This is a genomic window from Cellulosimicrobium sp. BMG9.22 (genome assembly GCF_059159975.1).
This window is the reverse complement of the sequence record NZ_JBZGBY010000010.1, coordinates 41,140-56,176: the sequence shown is the minus strand read 5'-3', so window position 1 is coordinate 56,176 and position 15,037 is coordinate 41,140. Positions and strand designations below refer to the sequence as shown.

At 70.3% G+C, this 15,037-nt stretch carries 12 protein-coding genes; 10 read left to right on the top strand and 2 right to left on the bottom strand.

Translation table 11 applies throughout. From position 1 onward, the window contains the following. Positions 1-76: 76 nt before the first annotated feature. Positions 77-1,318: a 5-(carboxyamino)imidazole ribonucleotide synthase gene (locus AC4H2H_RS09250; protein WP_494370516.1), complete on the top strand. Its 1,242-nt coding sequence runs from the start codon at positions 77-79 to the stop codon at positions 1,316-1,318. Further along, on the top strand, positions 1,315-1,833 hold the full coding sequence (gene purE, locus AC4H2H_RS09245; protein WP_494370515.1) for a 5-(carboxyamino)imidazole ribonucleotide mutase: 519 nt from the start codon (positions 1,315-1,317) through the stop codon (positions 1,831-1,833). Before AC4H2H_RS09250 ends, purE begins: the two co-directional genes overlap by 4 nt. A 93-nt stretch (positions 1,834-1,926) precedes the next feature. Here the strand turns inward: purE and AC4H2H_RS09240 are convergent, their stop codons facing one another. Both AC4H2H_RS09240 and AC4H2H_RS09235 read right to left on the bottom strand, forming a co-directional pair. Further along, positions 1,927-3,414, bottom strand: coding sequence for an LCP family protein (locus tag AC4H2H_RS09240; RefSeq protein ID WP_494370514.1), 1,488 nt, complete (start codon positions 3,412-3,414; stop codon positions 1,927-1,929). A 7-nt stretch (positions 3,415-3,421) separates the two neighbouring features. Next, entirely contained in the window at positions 3,422-4,723 is a 1,302-nt protein-coding gene (locus tag AC4H2H_RS09235; protein ID WP_494370513.1) for an LCP family protein, read from the bottom strand. 138 nt (positions 4,724-4,861) lie between these two features. On the opposite strand from AC4H2H_RS09235, the gene AC4H2H_RS09230 reads away from it, so the two are divergent. The 8 genes from AC4H2H_RS09230 (at position 4,862) to AC4H2H_RS09195 (ending at position 15,030) form a co-directional block, all read left to right on the top strand. Beyond that, positions 4,862-5,845, top strand: a complete 984-nt coding sequence (locus AC4H2H_RS09230) for a glycosyltransferase (RefSeq protein ID WP_494370512.1) — start codon at positions 4,862-4,864, stop codon at positions 5,843-5,845. Next, positions 5,842-6,699 carry a glycosyltransferase gene (locus AC4H2H_RS09225; RefSeq protein WP_494370511.1) on the top strand — a complete coding sequence of 286 codons (858 nt, stop codon included), beginning with the start codon at positions 5,842-5,844 and terminating at the stop codon, positions 6,697-6,699. Before AC4H2H_RS09230 ends, AC4H2H_RS09225 begins: the two co-directional genes overlap by 4 nt. After that, positions 6,696-7,883: a polysaccharide pyruvyl transferase family protein gene (locus AC4H2H_RS09220; RefSeq protein ID WP_494370510.1), complete on the top strand. Its 1,188-nt coding sequence runs from the start codon at positions 6,696-6,698 to the stop codon at positions 7,881-7,883. Before AC4H2H_RS09225 ends, AC4H2H_RS09220 begins: the two co-directional genes overlap by 4 nt. A 117-nt stretch (positions 7,884-8,000) precedes the next feature. Then, a complete protein-coding gene (glf, locus tag AC4H2H_RS09215; RefSeq protein ID WP_494370509.1) occupies positions 8,001-9,188 on the top strand; it encodes a UDP-galactopyranose mutase in 1,188 nt (395 codons plus the stop codon). After that, entirely contained in the window at positions 9,185-11,197 is a 2,013-nt protein-coding gene (locus AC4H2H_RS09210) for a glycosyltransferase (protein ID WP_494370508.1), read from the top strand. Before glf ends, AC4H2H_RS09210 begins: the two co-directional genes overlap by 4 nt. Next, positions 11,194-12,060, top strand: coding sequence for an ABC transporter permease (locus AC4H2H_RS09205; protein WP_494370507.1), 867 nt, complete (start codon positions 11,194-11,196; stop codon positions 12,058-12,060). Before AC4H2H_RS09210 ends, AC4H2H_RS09205 begins: the two co-directional genes overlap by 4 nt. Before the next feature lies 1 nt (position 12,061). Continuing rightward, positions 12,062-12,796, top strand: a complete 735-nt coding sequence (locus AC4H2H_RS09200) for an ABC transporter ATP-binding protein (RefSeq protein WP_494370506.1) — start codon at positions 12,062-12,064, stop codon at positions 12,794-12,796. Further along, positions 12,793-15,030: a hypothetical protein gene (locus AC4H2H_RS09195; protein WP_494370505.1), complete on the top strand. Its 2,238-nt coding sequence runs from the start codon at positions 12,793-12,795 to the stop codon at positions 15,028-15,030. Before AC4H2H_RS09200 ends, AC4H2H_RS09195 begins: the two co-directional genes overlap by 4 nt. The last annotated feature ends 7 nt before the right edge of the window (positions 15,031-15,037 follow it).

Below are 15,037 nucleotides of genomic sequence, written 5' to 3'. Positions count from 1 at the left end.
CGGAGACGTCCGCGACGGCGCGACCGGCCCGAGGACGGAGCGGCGGTTCGCCGCGCAGGCACTAGGGTGGGTGCACGTGGCAGCCCCAGTGATCGCCGTGGTCGGCGGAGGACAGCTCGCACGGATGATGGCCCCGGCGGCCGGTGAGCTCGGCGTGCACCTGCGCGTGCTCGTCGAGGCGCCCGACTCGTCCGCGGCCCAGGTCGTCGTCGACGCCCCTGTCGGGGTCGCGTCGGACGAGGCCGCGATCCGCGCGCTCATCGCGCCCGCCGAGGGTGAGCCCGCCGCGGTGCTCACGTTCGAGCACGAGCACGTGCCCAACGCGCTCCTCACCGACCTCCTCGAGCACGGGACGCCCGTGCGCCCCGGTCCCGACGCGCTCGTCCACGCGCAGGACAAGATCGTCATGCGACGCCGGCTCACCGAGCTCGGGGCCCCGTGCCCGCGCTGGGCCGCGCTGCCCACCGAGCCCGACGCCGCGCGCACGGCGCTCGCCGACTTCCTCGCCGAGGTCGGGGGCGAGGCCGTGGTCAAGACGGCGCGCGGCGGCTACGACGGCAAGGGCGTGCGCGTCGTCTCGGTCGCCGAGGGCGGTCCCGAGCAGGTCGCTGAGTGGATCGACGCGGCAGCGGCGGGCGGGCCCGAGCTGCTCGTCGAGGAGAAGGTGCCCTTCACGCGCGAGCTCGCGGTGCTCGTCGTCCGACGGCCCTCGGGCGGGGTCGACGGGCGCGGCGAGGTGCGGACCTGGCCCGTCGTCGAGTCGATCCAGCGCGACGGCGTGTGCGCCGAGGTGATCGCGCCCGCGCCGGGCCTCGGCGACACCGAGGCGGCGCGCGTGCGGGACCTCGGTGTGCGCATCGCCGAGGGTCTCGGTGTCACCGGCGTGCTGGCGGTGGAGCTGTTCAAGGTCGTGGGGCAGGACGGCCCGCGGGTGTACGTGAACGAGCTCGCGATGCGCCCCCACAACTCCGGGCACTGGACCATCGACGGCGCCGTGACGAGCCAGTTCGAGCAGCACCTGCGCGCCGTGCTCGACCTGCCGCTCGGCGACACCTCCGCCACCGCGCGCTGGACGGTCATGGCCAACGTGCTCGGCTCCGCGCTCGGGGAGCTGACCGACGCGCTACCCGACGTCCTCGCCGCGTACCCCGACGCGAAGGTCAACCTGTACGGCAAGGGCGTGCGCCCCGGGCGCAAGCTCGGCCACGTGAACGTCAGCGGCGACGACCTCGACGAGGTCCGCCGTCGGGCGCTGGCCGCGGCCGCGATCCTGCGGGGCGAGCGCCCCGAGAGCACCCCGAACGAGGAGCGAGCATGAGCGAGAACCCGGTCGTCGGCATCGTCATGGGGTCCGACTCCGACTGGCCCGTCATGGAGGCCGCCGCCGACGCGCTCGCCGAGTTCGACGTGCCCGTCGAGGTCGACGTCGTCTCCGCGCACCGCATGCCCGTCGAGATGATCGACTACGGGCGCACCGCCGCCGAGCGCGGCCTGCGCGTGATCATCGCCGGCGCGGGGGGAGCGGCGCACCTGCCCGGCATGCTCGCCTCCGTCACGCCCCTGCCGGTGATCGGCGTCCCGGTCCCGCTGCGCCACCTCGACGGCATGGACTCGCTCCTGTCGATCGTGCAGATGCCCGCCGGCGTGCCCGTCGCGACCGTCTCCGTCGGCGGGGCGCGCAACGCGGGCCTGCTCGCCGCGCGCATCCTCGCGGCGGGCACGGACGACGACGCGACCCGCCTGCGCGAGCGGATGGTCGCCTTCCAGGCGGACCTGGGCGACCAGGCCCGCGCCAAGGGCGCGCGGCTGCGCGCGTCGCGCTCCGGCGTCTAGGGATCGCGAAAATCCGCGAGATCGACCCGCACGTCCCAGATCGACCCACCGAAGGCCGATGTGATGACCCTCGGGTCGTTCTCGTCGACGGAACTACTGCGGGAGGCCGCCGACCTGGCCGGGAGGCAGGTTGCCGTCGCGGACGTCGACCCAGAACTGGCCGACGGTCTCAGGATCCAGTTGCACCGTCGACCCCACATTGCCGCCAGGTCGGAAGTCGGGGTTGGAGATGGGGGGCGTCCCGGTGATGCCCTCGGGACCGTTCGCGGCGCGGAACGCGAGCGCGAGCTTGCCCAGGTCGACGATGCCCGTGCTGTCGTCCACCGTGAGCGCGCCCAGGCCGGAGTCGAGGAGCGAGACCTGGTCCCACGGGCGGAAGGCGATGCTCGGGTTGGCGGCCTTCGCGCTGATGGCCCCGATGACCTGGCGCTGACGCTCGGCGCGCCCGATGTCGCCCTTCGGGTCGGCATACCGCATCCGCGAGAACGCGAGCGCGGTGTGCCCGTCCGCGACGTGGCAGCCGGCCGTCCACACGAGCTCGCTCTTCGGGTCGTTCACGTCGTAGTCGAGGCACAGCTCGACGCCGCCGACCGCGTCCACGATGCCCTCCACCCCGCCGAAGCCGACCTCGACGTAGTGGTCCATCGTGAGCCCGGTGAGCCCCTCGACGGTCTGGACGAGCAGCGGAGCCCCACCCCACGAGTAGGCCGAGTTGAGCTTGCTCGCGCCGTTGCCCGGGATCTCCGCGTAGGTGTCGCGAGGCAGGCTGATGAGCGCCGCGGGCCCGCTCGACGGAGCGTGCAGGACCATGATCGTGTCCGTGCGCGCACCCTCGGTGCCGTCCTCGCTGATGCCCTCGCCCCGCGCGTCGGAGCCGGCGAGCAGATAGGTGTTGCCGGGCGTGCCCGGAGCCCCGGAGAGCGCCTCGATGTGCTCGATCTTCCCGTTGGCCCAGATCAGCAGGCCGACCGGCCACGCGAGCAGCGCCACGACGAGGACTCCCGCGACGAGGCCGATGACCCTGCCCCTGCGGACGCGGAAGCCGCCACCCGCCGCGGCGCGGGGGGCCGCGGTGCTCGACGGCGGTCGGCCGCCGCCGGAGCCGGGCGCCCGGGCCGGGCGTGGACGGGCGGCCGGGGTGGTGGACCGGGCTCGGGGGGCGGGGCTCACGGCCTGCGCGCTCGCACGGGGGGACGACGAGACCCGTGCCGGGGCCGCCGTCGAGCGCTGGGGTGCCCGTGCCGGGGGGACGGACGGTGGCGCGGCCGACGCCGCGGCGTCGGACCGCACGCGCGCCTCACGTGCCGGTGGGGTCGACGTCCGTGCGCCACGTGCCGGCGGTGCGGGCGGAGGGGTGCCCTTGCGCGGCGGGGTCACGGGGATCTCGCGCGACGACTGACGCTTGATGCGCGGCTCGGCCCGGACGGCGTCGTCGGGGACGTCGCGGGCGCGCCGGGCACCGCGGGCTCCGCTGTTGCCGACGGCGATCGCGTCGTCGACCGACGAAGGGCGCGGGGAGCGGCCGCCCTGGGGCGTGAAGCTCGGGGGGAGCGACCGTGGGTCGCGCGACGGGTCCGTCATGGCCGGGTCACCCGCACTGCGCGGTCTCGTCGGCGGCGGAGAACGCCTCCTTGCCGGCGTCCTTCGTCTCGACCGGGGCCGGCTCGACGGGCGCCGCGGGGTCCGTACCGGTCGCGGCACCCTCGCCCGCATCGGCGGGCGGGGCCTCGCCGGTCTCCGGGGCGGGCTGCTCTGCGGCGGGCGGCTCGGGCGCGGGAGCCGGCGGGGTGACGATCGGCTCGTCGGCGCGGACCTTCGCCCACAGCTCGTCGGCCTCCGAGGTCCACACGACCTTCGCGTCGGGGTCCTGCGGGTCCGGCGCGTTCGGGACGGTCATGAAGGTGATGTTGCCACTCGTCGCGCCCTTCAGGCTGAAGGCGAGCCCGGCGAGGCTCGGGATCGACGCGAGGTTCTCGCTGATCGTCAACGACTTGGTGCCCGCGTCGACGAATCCGTAGATCTGACCGAGGTCGGACAGGACGTTCTTCGACAGGACCTGGTTCACCGTCGCGGCGAGGAGCTGCTGCTGGCGTCCGATGCGGCTGAGGTCCGAGCCGTCGCCCACGCCGTACCGGGCGCGCGCGAAGCCGAGCGCCTGCGCGCCGTCGAGCGTCTGCCGCCCCGCAGCGAGCTGGAGGTCGGCCTTGGGCGAGTCGATCGCCTCGGGGATGCAGATCGGCACGCCGCCGATCGCGGTGACCATGTTCTGGAAGCCGGCGAAGTCCACGACGACGAACCCGTCGACGAAGACGTCCGTGAGGCTCTCCACGGTCTGCATCGCGCACGCCGCGGCGGAGTCGACGTCACCGCCGACGGTCGCGCCGTTGGCGAACGCGGCGTTGAAGCGCGTGTTCGCCGGCTGCGTGGTCTCGCCGCCCGTCGTGTTGCAGGCCGGGACGTCGACGCGCGAGTCGCGCGGGACGGAGATCATCTCGACGCGCGAGCGGTCCGCGGAGATGTGGACGAGGATCGTCGTGTCCGCGCGCATGCCCGCGACGCCCGCGACCTCGTGGCCGTTCTCCCCGCCGCGCTGGTCGGACCCCAGGACGAGGATGTTCAGCGGCACGCCGGCGTTCGGGTCGCTCGGGTCCGGGGTCGTCTGCTCGGGACGATCGGTGAGGAGCTCGAGGCCCTTCGACGACCCGATGTTGCCCTGGATGCTCGACAGCGCCGAGGCGCCGCCGACGGCGCCGAGCGCGAGCGCTCCCGTCGCGATGAGACCGATCGTGCGGGCGACGCGGTGCGTGCGCAGGCTCCGTGCGTGCGCAGGCCCGCGCGAGGGCTTGGCAGCCGCCGCGGTGCGGTTCTGGGCACGAGAACGGGACGTCACGGGGAAAGAGCATAGGCGGCACGTGCAACGGCAGGGCGCTGGTGCGGCGCGTGGGTGGTGGAGGACCTGTGCAGGCCAGTCCCCGTGTCGTTCGCGGGTGAGAGTTCGGGTCCCCGTCGGTCGGGTAGCCTGCTCATCGTGTCGAGAACGGGTGAAGCGTCGACCGACCTCCGAGTGGTCGCCGTCGTCGTGGCGTACAACCGGCGAGACCTGCTTCTCGAGTCGCTCGACGCTCTCGCGGCGCAGTCCCGCGGCGTGGACGCCGTGCTCGTCGTCGACAACCGCTCGGACGACGACTCGTCCGTCGTGGCAGGCGAGCACCCGATCGGCGCGACCGTCCTGGAGATGACCCGGAACACGGGCGGGGCCGGCGGCTTCGCAGCGGGGATCGCCTACGCGGTCGAGTCGATGCACGCCGAAATGGTCTGGCTCATGGACGACGACACCATCCCGCTGCCCGGCGCGCTCGAGGCGCTGCTCGAGGCCAGGGGCGCCTACCCCGGCCCGGTCGCCCTTCTGGGGAGCCGTGTTGTCTGGCACGACGGGCGGGAGCACCCCATGAACACGCCGCGAAGCAGGCCCGGGGCGTCGGTGCGTGCAGCGTCCCGTGCGGCGCGAGCCGGGTCGGTGCTCGTGCGGTCCTCCTCCTTCGTCTCGATGCTGGTCGACGCGGGCGCCGTCCGGTACTACGGGCTCCCTGTCGCGGACTACTTCATCTGGAACGACGACTTCGAGTTCTCCTGTCGGCTCCTGCGCCATGGCACGGGCCTCTTTGTGCCCGCCTCGGTCGTCGAGCACCGCACAAAGTCGTTCGGCGCGACGGACGTGGACCCTGGCGAGCGCTTCTACTACGAGGTGCGCAACAAGCTCTGGCTGCTCCTGCACTCGTCGGCGCTGGCACCCGAGGAGCGCGTGCTCTACGCGGGCGCCTCCGCGAGGCGCTGGGCGCGAACCTTTGCCCGGTCGACGAGGAGAGGCGTATTGGTGCGCTCGGCGGCGCGTGGGCTGAGGGACGGGATCGTGCGTCGTCCCCGCCCGACAGCCGAGGTGCTCGCCGGGGCGACGCCCTGGGGTGAGGACGTCGCTCTGATCGAGGAGAGCGCTCGGACGGGCGCGCCTTGAGCAGGCCTTTCTCGGTTCTGCTCCCGGTCTACCGCGGTGACGACGCCGAGCATCTGCGCCGTTCCTTCGAGTCCGTGACCGCAGAGCAGACGCGGCCGCCGGCGCAGGTCGTGGTGGTGCGCGACGGCCCGGTGGGCCCGGAGATCGACTCCGTGCTGAAGGAGCTCCAGGTCGGAACGTCGATCCGTGTCGACGTCCTGGAGCTCGAGCGGAACCTGGGCCTGGCCCTCGCGCTCGATGCCGGGCTGCGGGTGTGCGTGCACGAGATCGTGGCCCGCCAGGACGCCGACGACCTCAGCAGACCAGGTCGGTTCGAGCAGCAGGTCGCGCTCGTCGAGTCCGGCCTGGACATCGTCGGTTCGGCGATCGAGGAGTTCGTCGACGAGGCGTCGATCGAGCACCGCGCTCCTGGGCTCGTGCGGGTGCCACCTCTCAGCGCGGCCGAGATCGGACGGGCGGTGCGTTTCCGGTCGCCGTTCAACCATCCGTCGGTGGTCTACCGGCGGTCGGCGGTCGCTGCGGCCGGAGGCTACGAGGACCTGCCGCTCATGGAGGACTACTGGCTCTTCGCACGGATGCTGGCCGGGGGGGCGGCGGCCGCGAACGTCGCCGAGCCGCTCGTCCTCTACCGCGTAGGAGCCGGTTCCTATGCGCGCCGTGGCGGTTCCCGGCTCCTGCGGTCGGAGCTCGAGCTGCAACGTCGGCTGCGGAGCATCGGCCTGACGACCACCGCTCAGGAGCTGCGGAACTCGGTGGTGCGAGGGGGCTACCGCCTGGTTCCGGAGTCCGTCCGGAGGCGCGCGTACGGCGCCTACACCCAGATCAAGAACACAGGAGAACGGGAAGAGCAATGACGCTTTTCAACGCCCGGAACACCGTCGCCCTCCGGCGGTCCGCCGCGGGCGGTGGCGACCGCCCGCGACGCACGATCTACCTTGTCTCGACCGCTGGGCACCCTAACTACGGCGACGAGCTCATCGTTCGCCGGTGGCTGCGCCTGCTCGCCCGGACCGAGCCAGACGCCGACGTGTGGCTCGACTGCCCCAACCCCGGCTCAGCGGCGGTCCTCTTCGCGGACGCCCATCCGCGGTTGCGTACGACCGATACCCTCTGGCGGATCTGCTGGGAAGCGCCGACCGAGAAGGTGTCGGGGGTGGCGGACTTCGTCCGCAGGGCGCTCGGCGACCCGGGCGAGGCACCGCGCTGGGTCCGCGGGATCGAACTGCTCAGGACCGTCGACATCCTGCACCTTCTCGGCGGCGGATATCTCAACACCGTCTGGCCGCGCCAGCTGGGCCTTGTCGCTGCGGCCTCCTGGCTCGCCCAGGAGCACGGGGTGAGGTCTTCGGGGACGGGCCTGGGACTTCTACCGGTCGACGACGACGGCATCACCCTCTGGCAGGAGGCGGCGCGCGCGTTCTCGGTTCTCACGGTGCGGGACGAGGCGTCCGCAGAGCTGCTCGGCGCGGCGGGCGCCGAGCTCGTCGCGGACGACGCGTTGCTCGGAGGAGTCTCGGGCATCTTCGACTCGAGGACGACGACTGCGCCGGATGCCATGGTCTGCGTGCAGACGGACCTCATGGACCATGATTTCCCGCTGGTCCGGGACACGGTCGTGCGCTTTCTGAAGTCCGTGACCGCGGACGGGCGCTCGGTCGGATTCGTCGAGTGCATCCCCCGGATCGACCGAGTGATCTACGAGGCGGTGCGCGACGTCGTCCCGGGCGCACGCTTCTACTCCGTGTGGGAGCTGCTCGACCACGGGTTCCCGGCGCGGCTTGGCCAGGTCTGGCTCTCCTCGCGTTACCACCCGCACCTGCTCGCCGCCACGGCCGGTGCGAGTGGAGTCGCGCTGAACATCCACGACGAGTACTACCGAACCAAGCACGAGGCGGTGGGTCGGATGGGTAGCCGCTGGCCCGTGATCTCCCCGGGCGACGCGATCCCCGCACCCGGGCCTGCCGGCGAGGCGGCCGCCCGGCTGCCCGAGCACTCGGCGCGGCTGCTCGAGGTGGCGCGCCGCATCTACCAGCGCTGACGGGCGCGGCTGACGGTGAAGGTTCGGTGAGGGAAGTCGTGCCCTGACAACGTCGGCAGGGCTTGGGTCTGCCGCACGTTACGCTTTGGTGGCTGTAATCCCTACTGAGGAGTGTGTGTGGACGCGGATCTTGTCGTCGTGGGTTCCGGATTCTTCGGCCTCACGGTCGCGGAGCGGATCGCCGAGGAGTACGGCCGGAAGGTCCTCGTGATCGACCGTCGACCCCACATCGGCGGCAACGCCTACAGCGAGGCCGAGAAGACGACCGGCATCGAGGTGCACCGCTACGGCGCGCACCTCTTCCACACCTCGAACGAGCGGGTGTGGGAGTACGTCAACCGCTTCACGGCGTTCACGAGCTACGTCCACCGCGTGTACACCACGCACAGGGGCGAGGTCTTCCCGATGCCGATCAACCTCGGCACGATCAACCAGTTTTTCCGCTCGGCGCACGGCCCGGATGCCGCGCGCGCGCTGGTCAAGGAGCTCTCGGCCGAGCTCGGCGACAAGAAGCCGGAGAACCTCGACGAGCAGGGTGTGTCCCTCATCGGTCGCCCCCTGTACGAGGCGTTCATCCGCGAGTACACGGCGAAGCAGTGGCAGACGGACCCGCGCGACCTCCCGGCCTCGATCATCTCGCGTCTGCCGGTGCGCTACACGTACGACAACCGCTACTTCAACGACACGCACGAGGGCCTGCCAGTCGACGGCTACACCGCGTGGATCGAGCGAATGGCCGACCACAAGAACATCGAGGTGCGCCTCGACCTCGACTTCTTCGACGAGTCGCAGCCCGTGAGCAAGGGCAACGTCGTCGGCAACGTCCCCGTCGTCTACACGGGCCCGGTAGACCGCTACTTCGACTACGCCGACGGCGACCTGTCCTGGCGCACGCTCGACTTCGAGGAGGAGGTGCTCCCGGTCGGCGACTTCCAGGGCACCCCCGTCATGAACTACGCGGACGCCGACGTGCCCTACACACGCATCCACGAGTTCCGGCACTTCCACCCCGAGCGGGAGTACCCCTCGGACAAGACGGTCATCATGCGCGAGTTCTCCCGCTTCGCGGAGAAGGCGGACGAGCCGTACTACCCGGTGAACACCGCGGCCGACCGCGGCCGGCTCCTCGCGTACCGTGACCTCGCGGCGGGGGAGAAGGACGTCCTGTTCGGCGGCCGTCTCGGCACGTACAAGTACCTCGACATGCACATGGCCATCGGTGCCGCCCTGTCGATGGTGGACAACAAGCTAGCGCCGCACTTTGCGCGTGGCACGGACATCGAGAGCGGGGGCGTCGACGCATGACCACGGAGACCGATACGAACATGCTGACCGAGGAGACCGAGACGGCCGCCCAGCGCGTCGTCCAGCGCGTCATCCTGCCACTCGAGGCCGATTCCGACAGCCTTCCCCTCTACGTCGAGGCCGGCGAGATGCGGGCGCGCCAGATCCGGACGGACCTCGAGTCGTTGTGGAGCCGCGACCAGCGCACCGATGAAATGTCGGGCACGGGCGAGCACGTCTACACGCAGGACATCGACGGACGCTTCTCGATGCTCGTCCGACCGGGCCGCCGGATCTCCTTCGCCACTTATTTCAACGCGTTCCCAGCAAGCTACTGGCGACGCTGGACGGTCGTCGAGTCCGTCCGGCTGACGGTCCGTACGACCGGTCCCGGGAGCGTGACGGTCTACCGGTCGAACGCTCGCGGTATCCAGCAGCGCGTGACGTCCGTCCAGGTGTCCGGAGAGGCCACCACGACGCTCGACCTGTCACTCGCGCAGTTCGGCGACGGCGGCTGGTACTGGTTCGACCTCATCGGTGGGTCGGAGTCGCTCGTTCTGGTCCGTGCGGACTGGTCCGTGAGCGAGGAGTCCCGCGGCCAGGGCACGACCAGCATCGGCATCACGACCTTCAACCGGGCGGACTACTGCCTCGAGACCATCCGGACCGTGGCGGAGAGCGCCGAGGTCCGCGAGGTGCTCGACGAGCTGATCGTGGTCGACCAGGGCACCCAACGCGTGCGCGACCAGGACGGCTTCGACGAGCTGGCGGCAGAGATGGGTTCCCAGCTCAAGCTCGTGGAGCAGGGGAACATCGGTGGCTCCGGTGGCTTCTCGCGAGGGATGTACGAGACGCTGCGCACCGGCAAGAGCGACTACGTCGTGCTGCTCGACGACGACATCGTGCTCGAGCCCGAGAGCCTCCTGCGCCTCGTGAACTTCGCGGACTTCACGCGCAAGCCGACCATTGTCGGCGGGCACATGTTCGACATGTACAACCGTTCCGTCCTGCACACGTTCGGGGAGGTCGTCGAGCCGTGGCGCATCCAGCCGGGCCTCCCGCACCCCGACATGGAGAACGGACACGACTTCGGCGCCTCGGGCCTGCGGGGTACGCCGTGGCTCCACCGGCGCGTCGACGTGGACTACAACGGCTGGTGGATGTGCCTGATCCCGGTCGAAGTGATCCGCGAGATCGGTCTTTCCCTTCCCGTGTTCATCAAGTGGGACGACGCCGAGTACGGACTGCGTGCACGGGCGCACGGCTTTCCGACGGTCTCGCTCCCCGGGGCAGCGGTCTGGCACGTGTCCTGGGCGGACAAGGACGACCTGGTCGGCTGGCAGGCGTACTTCCACGAGCGCAACCGACTCATCACGACGCTGCTGTACTCGCTGTACGAGAGAGGCGGGCGGGTCCTTCGCGAGTCTTCGTACATGGACGTCAAGCACCTGATCTCGATGCAGTACTTCTCGGAGCGCGGAAGACTGATGGCGATGGAGGACGTGCTCGCCGGTCCGGACCATCTGCACGGCATCATCGGCAAGAAGCTGCCCGAGATCCGCGCCATGGTGCAGGACTTCAGCGACGCCCGCTACGCGCCAGACGCGGACGCGTTCCCCGCGCCCGCACCGAGCAGGCCTCGGAACAAGGGACGCGGGGTCCAGATGCCGAGCCGCGTCGCGCTCGTTCCCTGGGCAGCCAAGACGATGGTGCGGCAGATCGTCGTCCCGGTCGACCCAGGTCGCGAGGAGCGGCCGCAGACCCTCGTCTCGCACCAGGACGCACGCTGGTGGCGCCTGTCCCAGTACGACAGCGCCATCGTGTCCAACGCTGAGGGCACCGGCGCGTCGTGGCACCGCCGGGATCCCCGTGCCGTGCGCGGCATGCTCGCGGAGGGCCTCAAGCTCCACGCCCAGCTGTTCGCACGGTGGACGGAGCTCCGCGCGGCCTACCGGGACGCGCTTCCCCAGATCACGTCGATGCAGGAGTGGGAGCGTACGTTCGCGGCGAACCCACCAGCAGAGCGGTGACCGCAGCGGCCAGCGAGAGCGCACTGGTCGAACCCGGCCGAGGGCACGGCCTGGTCGACGTCGTCAGGCACCGGTTCCTGCTGCGCCTCGTCGTCAAGAAGGAGCTCCGTGTCCGGTACCGGGGTTCCGTCCTCGGGATGCTCTGGTCCTACGTCAAGCCGGCCGTCCAGTTCGTCGTCTTCTACCTCGCCCTGGGTCTCTTCCTCGGGTTGAGCAAGGGGATCGAGGACTACGCCGTCTATCTGTTCTCGGGCATCGTCGTGGTGAACTTCTTCGGCGAGGGATTCTCCAACGCGACGCGCTCGGTGGTAGGGAACGCCGCGCTCGTCCGGAAGATCTACCTTCCGCGCGAGCTGTTCCCGGTCTCGTCGCTGTGGGTCTCGGCGGTCCACTTCTTCCCGCAGCTCATCGTGCTGGTGGTGGGAGCCGTGGTCTTCGGGTGGAGTCCGAATGGCGCCGAGTTCGCCGCTGCGCTCCTGGGGTTCGCGATCGTCGCGATTCTTGCACTGGGCCTAGGGTTGCTCTTCGGAGCGGTCAACGTCTTCTACCGTGATGCAGAGAACTTCGTCGATCTCATCGTCATGGTGGCGACGTGGCTGAGCCCCGTGCTGTACCCCTGGCAGGCGGTACGCGACGTGGTGCCTGACTGGCTCTTCGTGATCTACCAGCTCAACCCGCTGACCGCAGCCGTCGAGCTTTTCCACTATGCGTTCTGGTACCCCTCGACGACGGGCGACGGCATCGAGATGCCGCCCAACCTGTGGGCCTTCGCGGCCGCAGGGACCGCGATCTCGATCCTCGTGCTCATCGCAGGGCAGTCCGTCTTCCGGCGCCTTGAGGGGCGCTTCGCCCAGGAGCTGTGAGATGACCACCAGTATCGAGGTCCGGGACGCCCGGAAGACCTTCACGCTCCGCCACAACAGGTCGCTCAAAGAGCTCGCGATGTCGGCCGCCCGCCGGCAGCGGCTCGCCGACGAGTTCGTGGCGCTCGACGCGATCGACCTCACGGTCGACGAGGGCGAGACGGTGGCGCTGCTCGGCTTCAACGGCTCCGGCAAGTCGACGCTCCTCAAGCTCATCTCGGGCGTCCTGCGTCCGGACCGCGGGACGGTCCGCACGCGAGGGCGGGTCGCCGGGCTCATCGAGGTCGGAGCAGGGTTCCACCCGGACCTCACCGGCCGGGAGAACGTGTTCCTCAACGGTGCGATCCTCGGCATGCGCGAGGACGAGATCGAGCAACGGTTCGACGAGATCGTGGCGTTCAGCGAGATCGAGCGGTTCATCGACACCGAGGTCAAGTTCTACTCGTCGGGCATGTTTCTCCGCCTGGCGTTCGCCGTCGCAGTGCACTCGGATCCCGAGGTCTTTCTCATCGACGAGATCCTCGCCGTGGGTGACGAGCCGTTCCAGAAGAAGTGCCTTGCCCGAGTGCGCGAGCTGCGCGACGAGGGCCGGACACTGGTCATCGTCAGCCACGACCTCGACATGGTGGCCGGCCTCTGCGAGCGTGGTGTGCTTCTCGAAGGAGGGCGCGTGGTCATGGACGGGCACAGCCCGGCGGTCGTGGCGCACATGCGCGGCGAGGAGGCGGTGGCGTGATCGAGACGGAGCGCGACCCGCGGGCGGTCGACGAGGTCCGGACGGACGCTGCGCCAGACGGGCGGGCGCTCTGGTGGGCGGTCGGTACGGTCGCCGCGGTCGCCGTCGCTGCGCTGCTCCCGCTCGTCTTCAACTCGTCGTACTACTACGCGGCTGACACGTCGCAGGGTGCGTACGGGAACTGGTACCACCTCGGCCAGGAGCTTCGTGCCGGTCGTTGGCCGATGCTCAACCCCGACGTGTGGGGGAGCGGCAACTATATCGCCGAGGGCCAGATGGGTCTGTACAACCCCCTGGTCTGGCTGATCGGCCTCGGGGCGAGCGTCGCGGCGGACGTGGTCGTCTTCGCGACCCTGGTGAAGGTCTTCTTCTTGACGCTCGCTGCCCTGGGCGTCTTTCTCCTGGCGCGTTCGTACCAGGTGTCGCCGGCACTGAGCGCACTCGCAGGCACGGTCGCTCCGCTCGGCGGATTCACCCTCTACATGGATGCGCCGTCGTGGGTGACGAACCTCATGGTGTGGGCGCTCCTCCCCTGGGCATGGTGGGGGACGAGGCGAGCCTTCCAGGGCAGAACACCCGTCATCGCGCTGCTCTTCTCCTCTCTGATCGTGACGATCGGCTACGTCCACGGGACGATCATGCTGCTCGTGCTCCTCGCTGGCTTCCTCGCTGAGGCGATCGTGAAGCGGTCGCGGCGCAACGTCGTGACGATCGTCGTCGTCGGTGTGTTCACGGGCCTGCTGGCGCTGACGGTCTACCTGCCGGTCCTGCTGTCCGCGGGGGTCACGGTCAGGGACTCCGACGCGATCCTGAACACCGGCTTCCTCGTCCTGGACGGGACGGGACTGGCCTCGTCGATCATTCCCACCGCGCAGGCTCAGGTCACCGGGTGGTGGGGCACGTTCGCACCGGGTCCGATCGCGTACATCGCGTGGATCCTCCCCTTGTTCCTCCTCGCCGACCCACGACGCCTGCGGCGGCTCTGGCCGGACGTGATCCCTGTCCTCGTCCTGACCCTGGTCGCGCTCGTCTTCGTGCTCGGTCCCAGCGACGTCGGCCCTCTGCGCTACCCCATGCGTCTCATGCCGTTCCTGACCTTGGGCCTGGTGCTCCTGCTCGTCCTCGTCCTGTCGCGTGCTCGTCGGCAGGTGATCTCCCGGTCGACGGTGTTCGCTGTGGCGGCGACGGGAGTGGCCGCGACGTACCTGGCGATCGCACAGTTCCCCGCGCACTGGCGGATCAACGCGCTCGTGGGCGTCGTCGTGGTGGTGGCTCTCGTGCTCGTGCTGCGCCTGCTGCGCGGCTCGGGGCGTGCCGCGCGGACCTTCGGGGCGATGAACGCCGCAGCGGCGTTCGCGATCATCGCGTCCGTCGGCCTCGTCGGGGTACAGCACCACTACTTCGACGGAAGCGAGACCAGCGGTGCGAACGACTACCCGCGCGAGCTGGCCGACTATCAGGCGCCGCTAGCCGCTGGGACCAATGACGGCATCGTCGTCGGGGACCCGTCAAGCATCGGTTCGTCGTCGGAGATCTTCCAGGAGACGCTCGTCGCCAACACGTGGTACCTGAACCCGAACGTCCAGATGCAGAACGTCTACACGACCATCTTCTTCGAGGCGTTCGCGGCCAGGACGTGCATGAACCACGTCGGCGCGACGTGCCCGGAGCTTCTGGAGACCTTGTTCGACGAGGTCGACGGGACGAGCACTCAACTCGTAGACCTTCTGTCGATCGACACGATCCAGCTCATCAAGCCGTCGCTGGAACCAGGCGTGTGGGACGACCCGCCCGCGGGCTGGTCCCTCGTCGAGGACGGCAGCTCCACGGCCATCTGGGTGCGGGACGAGCCCGTCGGTGTCGCGGGAGGCGTCGTCTGGAGCGACGACGGGGTCAAGGTCGACGTCGAGAGGCGTACGCCGACGACCGTGGAGATGCGCGTCGTCGACGTTCCGGACGAGGGCGGCAAGGCGGCGTTGAGCCGCCTCGCGTGGCCCGGATATCGCGTCTCTGGCGCGTCCCTCGCAGAACCCATCGAAGGCTTTCTCCTCACCGTCGACGTCCCTGCGGACGCTGAGGGCGAGACCATCGTCGTGACGTACCGTCCGCCGCTGTGGGAGGTCCAGTTGGGCGCACTCGCGGCCGCTCTGGCCCTCGGTCTGACGCTCTGCACGTGGTCGTGGTGGAGCACGCGGCGGGACTCTCGGTCTCGGGTGAGTTCCGCGACCCACTGACCAGGCG

Coding starts and splice junctions, on each gene's coding strand:
- AC4H2H_RS09200 (WP_494370506.1), top strand. CDS start 12,062: ATGACCACCAGTATCGAGGTCCGGGACGCCCGGAAGACCTTCACGCTC.
- AC4H2H_RS09220 (WP_494370510.1), top strand. CDS start 6,696: ATGACGCTTTTCAACGCCCGGAACACCGTCGCCCTCCGGCGGTCCGCC.
- AC4H2H_RS09210 (WP_494370508.1), top strand. CDS start 9,185: ATGACCACGGAGACCGATACGAACATGCTGACCGAGGAGACCGAGACG.
- purE (WP_494370515.1), top strand. CDS start 1,315: ATGAGCGAGAACCCGGTCGTCGGCATCGTCATGGGGTCCGACTCCGAC.
- AC4H2H_RS09240 (WP_494370514.1), bottom strand. CDS start 3,414: ATGACGGACCCGTCGCGCGACCCACGGTCGCTCCCCCCGAGCTTCACG.